Source organism: Streptomyces sp. NBC_00299, from assembly GCF_036173045.1.
Lineage (GTDB): Bacteria > Actinomycetota > Actinomycetes > Streptomycetales > Streptomycetaceae > Streptomyces > Streptomyces machairae.
The window spans coordinates 283,764-297,292 of the sequence record NZ_CP108039.1; the positions used below are offsets into that span (position 1 = coordinate 283,764).

Genomic DNA, 13,529 nt, shown 5'->3' on the forward strand with positions numbered 1-13,529 from the left:
ACCTTTGAGGTTTACTGTCTTCGCCATTGCTTGGCTGCATCAAGCATCTAATCCGGGACCCCCTCGGGTTCCCGCCACAACGCCCCGCCCCGCATGGGAGAAGCCACCCGTGTCACAACCCCTTGCTCCGCCGCCAGGCCGCCGCCGGGCCGAGACCGCAGTCATCCTTGCTCTGAGCCTCGCCGCGATGATCGTGTCGATGATGCAGACACTGGTGGTGCCGATCCTCGGCCTGATCCAGAGCAGCCTCGGCGCCAGCTCCGCCGAGGTCAGCTGGGTCACCACCGCGACCCTGCTCTCGGCAGCCGTCTTCACCCCGCTGCTCGGCCGCTTCGGCGACCAGCACGGCAAGAAGCCGACCCTCATCGGCGTGCTGGCGGTGATGATCGTCGGCTCTGTCCTGGCCGCCACGACCGACTCGCTGCTCTGGCTGATCGTCGGCCGCGTGCTGCAGGGCGCCGCCACCGCGATCTTCCCGCTCGCTCTGTCGGTGCTCCGCGACGAGGTCCCCGCCCGCCGTCTGCCGGGAGCGATGGCGCTGGTCAGCGGGACCCTGGCGTTCGGCAGCGGCTTCGCACTGGTCACCACCGGTCTGCTGACCCGCGGCGAGGACGCCGACTACCACCGCGTCTTCTGGCTGGCCACCGGCCTCGCAGCGGTCACCCTGCTGGCCGTCGCGCTCCTCGTGCCGGCGAGCCGCACCAAGACCGGCGGACGCACCGACATACTCGGCGCCCTCACCCTCGGCCTCTTCCTGGTTCTCCTCCTGCTGCCGATCTCCCAGGGTCACGAGTGGGGCTGGACCTCCGCCCGTACGCTGGGCAGCTTCGCCGGAGCGGTCGTCATGGCCGGGGCCTGGAGCTTCACCGAGAGCCGGGTCCGCGAACCCATGGTCGACATGAGGATGTTCCTCCACCGCCCGGTGCTCTTCAGCAACCTCGCGGGCCTCTTCGTGGGATTCGGGATGTTCGCCCAGTTCCTCGGCGTCTCCTACCTGGCGCAGGTGCCGAGGGACGTCGCAGGCTACGGCTTCAGCGCCTCCGTTCTCCGCGCCTCCGTCGAGTACCTGCTGCCCAGCACGATCGCGTCCCTCGTCGCCTCCCAGTTCGGTGGCCTGCTGATCCGCAGGCTCGGACCACGCCTCACCCTCGCCCTCAGCGCGGTGATCGGCATCATCGGCTTCACTTGGCTGGCCGCCGCACACTCCTCAACCCCTTCGGTGATCGGCGCCGGCACGGCCGTCGGCACAGCCATCAGCCTCGGGTACGCCGCGATGCCCGCCCTCATCGTCGCGGGGGTGCCACCCCACCAGACCGGCATCGCCAACGGCATCAATTCCATCTCCCGGTCCGTCGGCAGCGCGATCGGCAGCGCGCTGATCACCTCGCTGCTCGCCTCCAGGACCATCGAGAACCTTCCGGCCGGAGTGCCCCCGCTGCCCGCCGAGAGCCAGTTCATCCTGAGCTTCGCCCTCGCCGGTATCGCCTTCGCCTTCGTCCTGGCCCTCTCGCTGGTCGGCCTCAAGCGGGAACAGCAGGCGCCCCGTACGGAACACCTGCCCGCGGCAGAGCCGGCCCCGGCCACCACCGCTGCCTGACGAGCCCCATCGCGATCTTCACCACTGCACCGCTGCGCCACTGAACCAAGGAGTCACCACCATGAAAGCCATCACCTACCGCACCTACGGCGGCCCGGAGGTCCTGGAGTACGGCGATGTGCCGAACCCGAAGCTCGGCGTGGACACCGTGCTGGTCCGTGTGAAGGCCGCGTCCGTCAACCCGGTCGACTGGAAGATCCAGGCGGGGTACCTGGACGCCGTCATGGAGGCCGTCTTCCCCGTCATCCCCGGCTGGGACGTGGCGGGCGTCGTCGAGGAGACCGGCGCCGGGGTCACCGAGTTCGCTCCGGGCGACGAGGTGATCGGCTACGTCCGTGAGGACTTCGTCTCCCGCGGGACCTTCGCCGAGTACGTCGCCGCCCCGGTCCGTACGCTCGCCCGCAAGCCCGCCAACCTCTCCTTCGAGGAGGCCGCCGGCCTCCCGCTGGCCGGCCTCACCGCCTACCAGGCGCTGACTCGATCCCTGCACGTGCGGTCCGGCGACACCGTGCTGGTGCACGCCGCGGCGGGCGGCGTCGGCTCGCTGGCCGTACAGATCGCCAGGTCGCTCGGCGCCCAGGTCATCGGCACCGCCAGTGAGTACAACCACTCCTACCTGCGCGGGCTGAGAGCGGAGCCGGTCGCCTACGGCGAGGGCCTCACCGACCGCGTCCACGCCCTCGCGCCGCAGGGCGTGGATGCCGTCCTCGACCTCGTCGGCGGGGACGCCCTGAAGGTCTCGCCGGGGCTGCTCGCCGAGGGCGGCCGCCTGGCCTCGGCGGTGGACGGCGCCGTGCTCGGCCTCGGCGGCGGGTACGTCTTCGTGCGACCCGACGCCAGGGACCTGGAGGCTCTCACCGAGCTCGCCGAGCGCGGGGAGCTGCGGGTGGACGTGGCCGCAGTGTTCCCCCTCAAGCAGGCCGCCGACGCCCAGCGCCTCAACCGCGAGGGCCATACCCGCGGCAAGATCGTCATCGCCGTCGCCTGAGCCACCGCTCGCCGCCGCACCACCACCGGCACCCCGCCGGACAACAAGCCCCACCCCAACAGGCCCCCACCACCGCGCGACCCGCGCAGCACCCTTGTCATGGAGACAGCTGTGACCGCAATTCTGTTCGTCGTCACTGGCGTCGACCACTGGACGCTCGCCGACGGCACCCCGCATCCCACCGGCTACTGGGCCGAGGAACTCGCCACGCCACACCGGCTGTTCCGCGAGGCCGGGTTCGATGTCACCATCGCCACCCCCGGTGGCGTGGCTCCGACCGTCGACGCCGTCAGCCTCGCCGCCGCGTCCACCGGCGGCAAGGAGCAGGCCGACGCCATCGCCGCGTACCTGGCTTCCATCCGCGCCGACCTGGAGAACCCGCTCAAGCTCGAGGAGGTCGACCTCGACGCGCACGCCGCCGTCCTCTACCCCGGTGGCCACGGCCCCATGGAGGACCTCGTCGTCAACGCCGACTCCGGTCGCCTGCTCACCGCGGCGCTGGACTCCGGCAAGCCGCTCGCGGTGCTGTGCCACGCCCCGGCGGCCTTGCTCGCCGCCCGGCGCCAGGACGGCAGCTGGCCGTTCGCCGGTTACCGCATGACCGGCTTCACCAACACCGAGGAGACCACGGCCGGCTTCGCCGACAAGGCCAAGTGGCTGCTCCAGGACCGCCTGGTGGAACTGGGTGCCGATTTCCAGGCCGCGGCCCCGTTCAGCGAGCACGTCGTGGCGGACCGCAATCTGCACACCGGTCAGAACCCCGCCTCCTCCGAGCAGCTCGCCCGGAACGTCATCGACACCCTGAACCACGGCTGATCCCTTTGCCCGACGCCGACGCCCCAGCTACCCCGCGGCGCGGCGACAACGCCCCGTCCACGTACCGCACCTGTGAGGGAACCATGAACAACCCAGCGCCCGCGCAGCCCGCCGAGCTCGTCGCCCGGCTGCGCGCCACCTTCCGCGCCGGCAAGACCAAGCCCATGGCCTGGCGCACCGAGCAGCTGCACCGGATGCGTATCCTGCTCACCGAGCAGGGGGAGACATTCGCCGAGGCGCTCCACGCCGACTTGGGAAAGAACTCCACCGAGGCCTACCGCACGGAGATCGACTTCGTCATACGCGAGATCGACCACACTCTGGAGCATCTCGACGGGTGGCTGCGCCCCGAACCGGCCTCCGTCCCCGCGTTCATCGGCGAGGCGAGGGCCTGGACGCAGTACGACCCCCTGGGCGTCGTACTGGTCATCGCCCCCTGGAACTACCCGGCTCAGCTGCTGCTGGCCCCGGTGGCCGGTGCCCTGGCCGCGGGCAACGCGGTGGTCGCCAAGCCCAGCGAACTGGCCCCGGCCACCTCCGCCGCCCTCGCCCGCCTCGTGCCGCAGTACCTCGACACCGACGCGGTCGCCGTGGTCGAAGGCGGGGTTGCGGAGACCACCGCCCTGCTCGAGCAGCGCTTCGACCACATCCTCTACACCGGCAATGGCACGGTCGGCCGCATCGTGATGGCCGCGGCCGCCCGGCACCTCACTCCCGTCACTCTCGAACTGGGCGGCAAGTCCCCGGCGTTCGTGGACCGGGGCACCGACCTGGGCACCGTCGCCGCCCGCCTCGCGGCCGGGAAGTTCCTCAACGCCGGGCAGACCTGCGTCGCTCCCGACTATGTCCTCACCGACCCCGAGACCGCACGCGCTCTGGAAGTCGCCCTGGCCAAGGCCATCGAGGGGCTGTACGGGTCCGACCCCGCCGCCTCCCCGCAGTACGGCCGTATCGTCAACGAACGCCACTTCGACCGGCTGACCGCCCTCCTCGACTCCGGCCGCCAGGTCACCGGCGGCGCGCACGACCGTGAGACGAAGTACATCGCGCCGACCGTCCTGGCCGAGGTGTCACCGGACGCGCCGGTCATGAAGGAGGAGATCTTCGGCCCGATCCTCCCGATCGTCGAGGTGGCCGGGCTCGACGAGGCCATCGACTTCATCAACGACCGCGACAAGCCGCTGGCCCTGTACGCGTTCACCGACTCCGACGCCACCCGGGAGCGGCTCGCCGCCGAAACCTCCTCCGGCGGCCTCGGGTTCGGCCTGCCGCTGGCCCATCTCACCATCTCCGACCTGCCGTTCGGCGGCGTCGGCGAAAGCGGCATGGGCAGCTACCACGGCCGCTACTCCATCGAGACCTTCAGCCACCGCAAGGCCGTCCTCGCCAAGCCCCTCAGCTGATCCACCCCTAGCCGTGCGTGAACACGGCGGAAAGAGACATTCCCATCATGAGCGCTCTCCTCAGCACCAGCCGCGACTGGCACCTGGTCGCCCGCCCGAACGGTGTGCCCCGGCCCCAGGACTTCGCCCTGCGCGAGGTTCCCGTGGCCGAGCCCGGCTCCGGTCAGATCCTCGTACGCAACCTGCACCTGTCGGTCGACCCGTACATGCGCGGCCGGATGAACGAGGTGCAGTCCTACGTCCCGCCCTTCCAGCTGAACCAGCCGACGGACGGGGGTGCGGTCGGCGTCGTCGTCGTGGGCGATGACTTCTCTGCCGGCACCCTCGCCGTGGGTGCTCACGTCCTGCACGGGCTCGGCTGACGGGAGTACGCGCTCCTCGACGCGGCGCCCACCGTGACGGTCGACCCCCAAAACGTTCCGCTCAGCACATACCTCGGTGTCCTCGGCATGCCGGACTGACTGCCTATGCGGGCCTGCTGCGCATGGCGGAGTTCCACGAGGGCGACACCGTCTTCGTCTCCGCGTCGGTGAGGATGTGCGCGAGTTCGTCCCGGTACATCGGGTCAAGCGGTACGACCGCGCCGCCCGCCTTCCAGGCACTGAACCAGAACGAACTGCGGAACGTTCTGCAGGTACAGCGCCGGCCGGTCGCCGGGACGGAAGCCGCTCTCGAGCAGGTAGTGCGCCACCCCGTCGGTGAGCTCGTCCACTTCCCGGTAGGTCAGCGTCCCACCGAGGTAGGTGATGGCCGGGCCCTGCGGCGCGTTGGCCACCGCGTCGGCCAGCAGCTCCAGCGTGGTGCGGGCACCAGTTCCACCTCCCGCAGCCTTTCGGTGTACTGCGCCGTCCACGGCCTGTCGTCGAACCCGCTCATCGCCGCCGAACCGCCTTTTCAGGAGAGTGTGGAGCGGCTTGCGCGTAACGCGGATCACTTTCACCTGCGACCGGTCAGCGCGTCCCGGAGATCCCGCCGTCCACGGGAATCACCGTGCCGGTCAGGTAGGCGCCCGGACGCCGACTTTCCCTGGTTCCCCATGCAGCCCGCCGGACTGGTCTCCATCCCGTTCGGTTGCGGCGCGGCGGCCCGGGCGGACGCCGTCCGCTTCGGCCTGGCGGTCCGTGGCGCCGGTGCGGAGGCGGACCGAGGTGCGGAGGTGGACCGGGCAAGCGGCCTCTGTGCCGCCGCTTCAGTCCGCCCAAGTGCCCTCTCGCACGGGTCCCCTCGTTGGCAGCCGTATGCCGACGTGCATTGGCCGACTCCGCGGGAATGACGGAGAGGGGTCGGCATCAGGCGGCGGCGACACCGGTGAGGGGGTGCGTGACACCCCGCGCATCCCGCCCCGGCCGGGCTCAGGTTCGGCCGGGGCGGGTGTCAGAGGGTGGGCGACTTCCTGCGGAGGAGGGCCGTGCGGAGGGCGGAGTGCAGGCGGGGCGTGTTCGTCCACTCGTGGCCGCGCGACGGATGGACCTGCCAGTACAGACCGGGGCGCGTGACGCGGTGGAGCGGGGGGATCGCCACGTGCCAGCCCCGGCCCAGGACACGCACGTGTGGGAGCTGCCAGTCGGCGGCCGAACCGGGAGGAATCAGCCAGTACAGGCGTCCGCTGAAACCGTCCGCGATCACGGCTCCCGTCTCGTCGCCGAGGTGCCGGAGTGCGTCGGTCCCGAGGTCGAGCGGTACCCGTACGGCGTCCCACCAGCCGCCCGCGGCTACGATCCGCACCTCGACACTGCCCGGCTGCATCCACCACGGGGTCCTGCCGACTGTCATCACCCTCACCGGCTTTCCGATCCGACATCCCGACCGTAGGGCGGCGGCGAACCGCCAACTTGCCTCCGCGCGCAGAGAAGTTGTCCCCCTGCGCAGCGCACGGCGATGCCTCTCACCCGGACACGCTACGTCCAAGTAGCTTTACGGGTCGTATCGATGTGCGAGCGTCTGGAGGCTTCCATGGGACACCCCCGCCCCTTAGTGATCGACCCGACCGGCCGCGACATCCACGGCGAGGCCGCCCGGATACGCGACCTCGGACCGGTGAGCCCCGTCGAACTGCCCGACGGCGTCCAGGCATGGGCCGTCAGCAGTCCCGACCTCCTCAAGCGCCTGCTCACCGACCCACGCGTCTCCAAGGACCCGCGCCGGCACTGGCCCCAGTGGATCAACGGTGAGATCTCTCCGGAATGGCCGCTGTTCACCTGGGTCGCGGTGCAGAACATGTTCACCGCCTACGGAGGCGAGCACAAACGGCTGCGCGCCCTGGTTTCCAAGGCATTCACCGCACGCCGCACCACGGCGCTCCGACCCCGTGTCGAGGAGATCGCCGCGACCCTGCTGGACGGGGTCGAGGCGGCCGGACGGCACGGCCAAATCGTCGATCTACGCGAGGAGTTCTGCTACCCGCTGCCGATCCAGGTGATCAGCGAGCTCCTCGGCCTGCCCGAGGAACAGGGCGCGGAGCTACGGGCCGTCGTGGACGGCGTCTTCCACACCTCCGCCACCCCGGAGGAAGTCACCGACAACTACGCACGGTTCTACGCGGCACTGGGTGAACTCGTCGCCCTCAAGCGGCGGTCGCCGGGCGACGACCTGACCTCGGCACTCATCGCGGCCCGCGACGACGGCGACAACCGGCTGAGCGAGCAGGAACTGCTCGACACCCTGGTGCTCATGATCAGCGCCGGCCACGAGACCACCGTCAACCTGATCGACAACGCCATCCACCTCCTGCTGACCCATCCGGACCAGCTCACCCACGTCCGCTCCGGCCGCGTGTCCTGGGAGGACGTGGTCGAGGAGGCGCTGCGCGTGGAGGCGCCCGTCGCCAGCCTGCCGCTGCGGTACGCCGTCGACGACCTCGTGATGAGCGAGTTCGGCGGCCCGGACGGGGTGGTGATCGGCAAGGGCGAGACCATCCTCGCCGCGTACGCGGCCGCCGGACGTCACCCCGGCAAGTACGGCGAGGACGCCGACCGCTTCGACGTCACCCGCATCGACAAGGAACACCTCGCCTTCGGCCACGGCGTGCACTTCTGCCTGGGCGCACCGCTGGGGCGGCTCGAGGCCCACATCGCGCTACGGGCGCTCTTCGACCGCTTCCCCGGACTCCGACTGGCCGTGTCCCAGAACGAGTTGGAGCCGGTCGACTCCTTCATCTCCAACGGCCACCGTGCCCTTCCGGTACGCCTGTCCTGATCACTCGCCGCGCCACCACGCCAGCAGCCGGGCGGCCCATCCGCGCCGCACGCCACTGGCCTCGGGCACCACAGACGGCCGGGGCGTCGGCGCGTCGCCCTCCACGGGCGGCGCGTCGCCGACGCTGGACGGGGTGACGGTGGCCGGCGGGAACGTCACCGGCAGCGCGACCAGCGCGCGGTGGAAAGGGCCCGGTCGCCAAGCCAACGCCTCGGCCGGTACGGCGAGTTCGACGTCAGGGAGGCGATCGAGCAGCTTCTCCACCGCCACCGCCGCGATCAGCCGGGCCGGACTCTGCGCCGGACAGTTGTGAGGGCCCGCGCTCCACGCCAGGTGGGCGCGGTTGCCCGCCCGCTGATCCGTCCTCAGGGAGGGATCGGTATTCGCCGCGGCGAGGCTGACCACGAGCGGATGCCCCGCCCGCAGCACCACCCCGTCGTGGACGACGTCGTGAATCGGGTAGTGCACGGCATAGTTGGCCATGGGCGGGTCGGTCCACAACACCTCGTCGAGGGCGTCCTCCACCGGCAGACTGCCGCCCGCGAGGCTGCCCGCGAACCGGTCGTCGGACAGCAGCAGCCGCAGGCTGTTGGCGATCAGGTTCTGCTGGGGTTCGGTGCCCGCGCCCATGAGCAGGACAAGGGTGTGCACCATCTCTTCATCCGTGAGCCCGGCGGGATGTTCCATGAGCCAGGACGTCACATCCGGCCCGGGCCGCCGGCGCTTCAGCGCGACGAGGTCCAACAGCGTCGTCGCGAGCAGTTCGTTCGCCTTCTCGGCGTCCACTCCGTCGAAGATCCCGGACATCCCCTGTACCAGCCGCTCACCGTAGTCGGCCGAGCAGCCGAACAGACGGTTGAACACCAGCAGGGGAAGCACCTGGGCGTACTCGCCGAGCAGATCGGCCCGCCCGGCCGGGGCGATGCGGTCGATGAGCGTGTCCGCGCTCGCCTCGACGTGGCCGCGCAGGGTGGCGGGGGCCACCCGGGCCAGGCTGTCAGTGATCGCGCCGCGCAGCCTGCGGTGTTCCGCGCCGTCGGTCCACAGCGCGTTCGGCCGGTACATCATCATCGGCACGACCGGACTGTCCGTGGGGACGGTACCGTCCGCGAGGTCCTTCCAGCGGCGGGGGTCCTTGGAGAAGGTCTCGGTGCTGCGCAGCACGTGCAGGGCGGCGTCGTATCCGACGACGAGCGAGGCCCGCACGCCGGGCGCCAGCTCGACCTGCGCGATGGGGCCGATGTCGCGCAGCCGCCGGTAGACGGCTGCCGGGTCGGCGGCGAACTCGGGACCGTAGAGGGACTCGTGCGCGGGACAGCCCGGCGGCGGTACAGGCGGTACGGAGGTCACGCGTGCTCCAGGTGGCCGTCGGGGGTCCCCTCGCTCGAGCGAAGCCGGGAGGGCGGAAGGGTCAGGAGGTACTCGACAAGACGGATGAGTGCCCGCGTGGACGACACCCGGTCGCGGGCGTCGCAGCGGACGAGCGGGGTTTCGGGCAGCAGGTCGAGGGCCTCGCGCACCTCATCCAGCTCATACGCGGGGGCGTCGTGGAACTGGTTCAGGGCGACCGCGTACGGCAGCCCGTGCTCCTCCAGCACGCCCATCACCTCGAACGACTGGCTGAGGCGGCGTGTGTCGGCGAGGACGAGCGCGCCGAGCGCGCCTTGGGTCATGTCCTGCCACAGCCGGGTGAAGCGCTGCTGGCCCGGGGTGCCGAAGAGGTAGAGCACCAAGCGGTCGTTGAGGGTGAGCCGGCCGAAGTCGAGCGCGACCGTGGTGGTCGTCTTGTCTCGCATGCCCGCCAGGTCGTCGACGAGGGCGCCGGCCTCGGTCATGACCTCCTCGGTGCGCAGGGGCCGGATCTCGGAGAGCGTGCCCACGAACGTGGTCTTGCCGACCGCGAAGTGGCCCACGATCAGCAGTTTGACCGCGGTCTGCACGCTGGGCCGCAGGTAGACGTCGTCAGAGGCGGGCGCGGAGTCCATCGAGCACCTCCTGGAGGATTCGGGCGTCGGTCGGCCGGGCGGCGGGGATCGGCGCGCGGGTGACGATGTGGCCGCTGTCCATGAGATCGGCGATCAGCACTTTGGCCACGCCGACCGGCAGCGACAGATGGCCGGCCACCTCGGCGACGGACAGGGCTCCGGGCCGGCACAGCTCCATGAGCCTGCGCTTTTCCGGGTTGAGTCCGGTCAACGGCAGATCGTCGGTCGCGATCAGCAGCGTGACCAGGTCCAGGGTGTTACGGGTCGGGTGGGCGCGGCCGTCCGTGACGACGTACGACCGCACCAGCCGGTCTGTGGGACGGCGCCGGGGTGTCATGCCGGGCTGCCGGTGTCCTGCCGGGCGGGGCTGGTCAGCTCCTTGCCGAGCCGGTCGACGAGTTTGTGCATGCGGTAGGTGACCGCCTCCATGTCGACGTCCTCGCCGGTGGAGACCGCGAGGTAGGCGCCCTCGCCGGCGGCGACCAGGAAGACGTAGCCGTGCGCGAACTCGATCATGGTCTGCCGCCACGGGGTGTGCGGGGTGCCGCAGAACTCGGCCGTGCTGCGGCTGATCGACTGGACGCCGGACAGGCCCGCGGCCAGCCGTTCGGCGTCGTCCCGGTCGATCTCCTTGGAGAAGGCGCGGAGCATGCCGTCGGCGGAGAGCAGGATCGCGTGACGCGCCTGCGGAACCTTCAGCACCTCGTCCAGCATCCAGCCCAATGTGTTGTTGGTGGGCCCGGTCATTCGTGGCTGTTCCCTTCGTCGTCGTGGAGCGTGTGCCGGGCGTCCCGGCCGGAGCGGGTGCCGCGTGCGAAGGCGCCCATGCGCCGGGCGTTCTCCTCGGCCGAGCGGCCGCCGACCTCGTCGGCCGGTACGGGCTGTGGGGCCGGTTGCCGCGGGGAGCGGCGACGGCGCCTGGGCAGGCCGCCCGGCGTGGTCGCCTCCACGGGTTCGGGTGCGGGGTCGGGGGCGGCCGGGTCGGCGGTGGGGGCCGTGCCGGGCGAGTGCGTCTGCGCCGGGGGGCGCGCGAGGACGGCGGCGGACGTGGGCACGGGCGGTTCGGCGGACGGCACGGGCGTGTGAGAGGCGGCGTCCAGGTGCGTGAGCAGGGCGGCCGGCAGGAACATCACCGCGCGTACACCGCCGTACGGCGAGAGCGTGTCCACGGAGACGCTGAATCCGTAGCGCTCGGTGAGAGCCCCGATGACGGCGAAGCCGAAGCGGGGCGGGTCGCCGAGCCGGGTGATGTCCACCGCGTGTGTGCCGGCGAGCAGTTCGGCGGCGTGCGCGGCCGCCTGGCCGTCCATGCCGACCCCGGCGTCGTCGATCACCACGCAGGCGCCGTTGTGCACCGGCTGGACGGTGACCTCGACGGTCGTGCCCGGCTGCGAGTGACGTGCCGCGTTGTCGAGCAGTTCGGCGACCGCGAGCACCACCGGTTCGACCGCCCGGCTCCGCACGGCGATGTCGACCTCGCCGTTGATGCGGATGCGCCGGTAGTCGCGGATGCGGGAGGTGGCGCCGCGTACGACCTCGACGAGCGCGGAGGTGGCGCGCTGGCGGCCCGGCCACGAGCCGCACAGCACTGCGATGGCCTGGGCACGGCGGCCGAACTGGGCGTTGGCGTGGTCGATTTCGAGCAGGTCGCTCAGCACGCCGGGGTTGTCGTGCCGGTCCTGCATCTCGGCGATGGACACCTGCTGTTCGTTGGCCAAGGCCTGGATGGAGCGCATCGACGCCTTCAAGGCGGCCTTCGCCGACTGGTCGGCGCGCAACCGGGCGTGCTCAACGGCGCCGGCGAATCGCTCCACAACAACGTCGAGGCACTTTGCGAACTCCGTGTCGGCGAGCCGGGTGTCGAGCAGACCGACGGCCGGGAACCGCTGGTGGGTCGCGTCCTCCAGGGTCGGCAGCCGGGCGGAGACGAGGTGCCGCAATTCCTCGTCCCGTGTCCGAAGGCCGTCCCCCAGTTCGGCGTTCCGTCTGCGCTGCCGTGCGCTGATGCCGCGTTCGCGCACCAGCAGCACGGTCACGGCGAACAGGCCCACGGCCAGGCACCAGACCACCGCCTCCGGTATCTGTTCCGTCATCAAGTCCTCACAGCAAGTGGCGGTCGACGAGCGCACGACGGTAGCGGCGCGTCCGCATCGGCACTTGTCCGTGCGCGCAAGGAAGTTGCCGTGGGACGCAGGCACGTTCGTGGGACGTGCCGATCGCGACCGGCTCGGCTTTGGCGCAGGCCAATAAGGCTGGGACGAGTTCCGGAAACCGATTGCTGGTCCCTAACCTGACGAGGAGCAGCAGCCCTCCAACACGGGGAGTCCGGGCAGCTCTCGAGCCGTCGAGAGACGTCGCAGAAAAGAGGAAGCGTTGCCCACGGGAAGTTACGTCGTGGAGACGACGAGGACCGCCGAGGTCGAGGCACGCGAGCAGACCGATCTGTGGAGTGAGCGCGTCGGGGTGTACCAGACCAGGCTGGACTACAGGTACGCGCGCGCCGAAGTCTTCCGCGGCGAGATGATCCGGCAGCGCAGCGACAGCTACCAGGTGGTCACCTGGCACAGCGACCAGATCGAGTACGTCCGCACACCGGGTCTGATCCGCCAGATGCCCGACCCCGACTACCGGCTCCTCTTCCCGCTGGCCGGCGAACTGTTACTGCGGCAGGACGACCAGGAGGTGCGGTTGACGCCGGGCACGGGCAGCCTGCTCACACTCGGTGCGCCCTTCGAGCTCCTGCACGGTGCGTCCCTGCGCGGTGTCATCATGTCGATCCCGGCTCAGGAGATCGACGGCCCGCTGAACCGGAAGGCATCGCTGGCCACCGGGCTCGATCTGACCAAGGGTCTGGGTCGCGTGGTGCACTCCATGGTGCGCGGTCTGAACGCCGAACGCGGCCACCTCACCACCTCACAGTTCGACGCCGTCTGCGATCGCGTAGTCGAGCTGCTGTGCATGCTCGCCTGCGGCGACGACCGCCCCGACGCCCCCGGCCATCTGACCGAGGTGGAGGCGATGGTCCGCCGCCACGTGCGCGATCACGCGGCCGACCCCGACCTGTCCGGCGCCTCCATGGCCCGCGCCCTCGGCTGGTCCCTCCGGCAGATCCAGCTCGCGCTCCAGCACGTGGGCACCACCCCCCGCGACCTGATCCGCGAGGAGCGCCTGCGTCTGGTCCGCGAGCGTCTCCTGCGCGCCGACTTCGAGCACATGACGATCACGGACCTGGCGTACGCCTCGGGCTTCTCCTCGGCGAGCACTATGAGCACGGCCTTCCGACGACGCTTCGGGGTAGGCCCCCGGGAGATGCGTTCCAAGGCCCGCTGATCCTGCCCGCACCGGTCGGCCGACGGACTCTCCCGTACACCGGGCAGCCGGCAGTCCCGGAACGTGTGCCGCCTGCCAGGCCTCTTGCCGAAGACCCCTGCCGGGGCCGCGTGCTTTCCGGTTGCCCGCGCACATCAGGAGCCCCTGCGTCCGCGAACCAGCCAGTGCCCTTGACACCGTTCATGGCTTGCCAAGCGAACCGCTGGACCGTAGGC

The 13,529-nt window shown here is 70.8% G+C and carries 13 protein-coding genes and 1 pseudogene; 7 read left to right on the forward strand and 7 right to left on the reverse strand.

The window, feature by feature from the left end:
* Positions 1–109 precede the first annotated feature (109 nt).
* From OHT51_RS01410 to OHT51_RS01430, 5 genes and pseudogenes are all read left to right on the forward strand, one after another.
* On the forward strand, positions 110–1,597 hold the full coding sequence (locus OHT51_RS01410) for an MFS transporter (protein WP_328877016.1): 1,488 nt from the start codon (positions 110–112) through the stop codon (positions 1,595–1,597).
* Between the two features lie 61 nt (positions 1,598–1,658).
* On the forward strand, positions 1,659–2,585 hold the full coding sequence (locus tag OHT51_RS01415) for an NADP-dependent oxidoreductase (protein WP_328877017.1): 927 nt from the start codon (positions 1,659–1,661) through the stop codon (positions 2,583–2,585).
* A 111-nt stretch (positions 2,586–2,696) separates the two neighbouring features.
* Positions 2,697–3,401, forward strand: a complete 705-nt coding sequence (locus OHT51_RS01420) for a type 1 glutamine amidotransferase domain-containing protein (protein WP_328877018.1) — start codon at positions 2,697–2,699, stop codon at positions 3,399–3,401.
* An 83-nt stretch (positions 3,402–3,484) separates the two neighbouring features.
* Entirely contained in the window at positions 3,485–4,804 is a 1,320-nt protein-coding gene (locus OHT51_RS01425; RefSeq protein WP_328877019.1) for an aldehyde dehydrogenase family protein, read from the forward strand.
* Between the two features lie 47 nt (positions 4,805–4,851).
* Positions 4,852–5,381, forward strand: a pseudogene (locus tag OHT51_RS01430) (NADP-dependent oxidoreductase); the annotation flags it as partial.
* Here the strand turns inward: OHT51_RS01430 and OHT51_RS01435 are convergent.
* The gene (locus OHT51_RS01435) at positions 5,370–5,744 is read right to left on the reverse strand and encodes an AMP-binding protein (protein WP_328884203.1); all 375 of its coding nucleotides are present in this window, start codon (positions 5,742–5,744) and stop codon (positions 5,370–5,372) included. The pseudogene OHT51_RS01430 and the gene OHT51_RS01435 overlap by 12 nt on opposite strands.
* A 434-nt stretch (positions 5,745–6,178) precedes the next feature.
* Positions 6,179–6,577 (reverse strand): hypothetical protein, encoded by a 399-nt coding sequence (locus tag OHT51_RS01440; RefSeq protein ID WP_328877020.1) that lies wholly within the window; start codon positions 6,575–6,577, stop codon positions 6,179–6,181.
* 180 nt (positions 6,578–6,757) lie between these two features.
* Here OHT51_RS01440 and OHT51_RS01445 point away from each other — a divergent pair, with 180 nt between their 5' ends.
* Positions 6,758–7,999: a cytochrome P450 family protein gene (locus OHT51_RS01445; RefSeq protein ID WP_328877021.1), complete on the forward strand. Its 1,242-nt coding sequence runs from the start codon at positions 6,758–6,760 to the stop codon at positions 7,997–7,999.
* Here OHT51_RS01445 and OHT51_RS01450 read toward each other — a convergent pair whose 3' ends face one another.
* The 5 genes from OHT51_RS01450 to OHT51_RS01470 are packed head-to-tail and all read right to left on the reverse strand — an operon-like array spanning position 8,000 to position 12,077.
* Positions 8,000–9,349 carry a cytochrome P450 gene (locus OHT51_RS01450; RefSeq protein WP_328877022.1) on the reverse strand — a complete coding sequence of 450 codons (1,350 nt, stop codon included), beginning with the start codon at positions 9,347–9,349 and terminating at the stop codon, positions 8,000–8,002.
* Positions 9,346–9,984, reverse strand: coding sequence for a GTP-binding protein (locus tag OHT51_RS01455; protein WP_328419248.1), 639 nt, complete (start codon positions 9,982–9,984; stop codon positions 9,346–9,348). The genes OHT51_RS01450 and OHT51_RS01455 overlap by 4 nt, the downstream gene beginning before the upstream one ends.
* Positions 9,962–10,321: a DUF742 domain-containing protein gene (locus OHT51_RS01460; protein WP_184553954.1), complete on the reverse strand. Its 360-nt coding sequence runs from the start codon at positions 10,319–10,321 to the stop codon at positions 9,962–9,964. The genes OHT51_RS01455 and OHT51_RS01460 overlap by 23 nt, the downstream gene beginning before the upstream one ends.
* Complete coding sequence (locus OHT51_RS01465; RefSeq protein ID WP_221760357.1) at positions 10,318–10,731, reverse strand: roadblock/LC7 domain-containing protein; 414 nt, start codon at positions 10,729–10,731, stop codon at positions 10,318–10,320. Before OHT51_RS01465 ends, OHT51_RS01460 begins: the two co-directional genes overlap by 4 nt.
* The gene (locus OHT51_RS01470; RefSeq protein WP_328877023.1) at positions 10,728–12,077 is read right to left on the reverse strand and encodes an ATP-binding protein; all 1,350 of its coding nucleotides are present in this window, start codon (positions 12,075–12,077) and stop codon (positions 10,728–10,730) included. Before OHT51_RS01470 ends, OHT51_RS01465 begins: the two co-directional genes overlap by 4 nt.
* 280 nt (positions 12,078–12,357) lie before the next feature.
* Between OHT51_RS01470 and OHT51_RS01475 the strand changes: the two genes are divergently transcribed.
* Entirely contained in the window at positions 12,358–13,314 is a 957-nt protein-coding gene (locus tag OHT51_RS01475; protein WP_328877024.1) for a helix-turn-helix domain-containing protein, read from the forward strand.
* Positions 13,315–13,529: the final 215 nt, after the last annotated feature.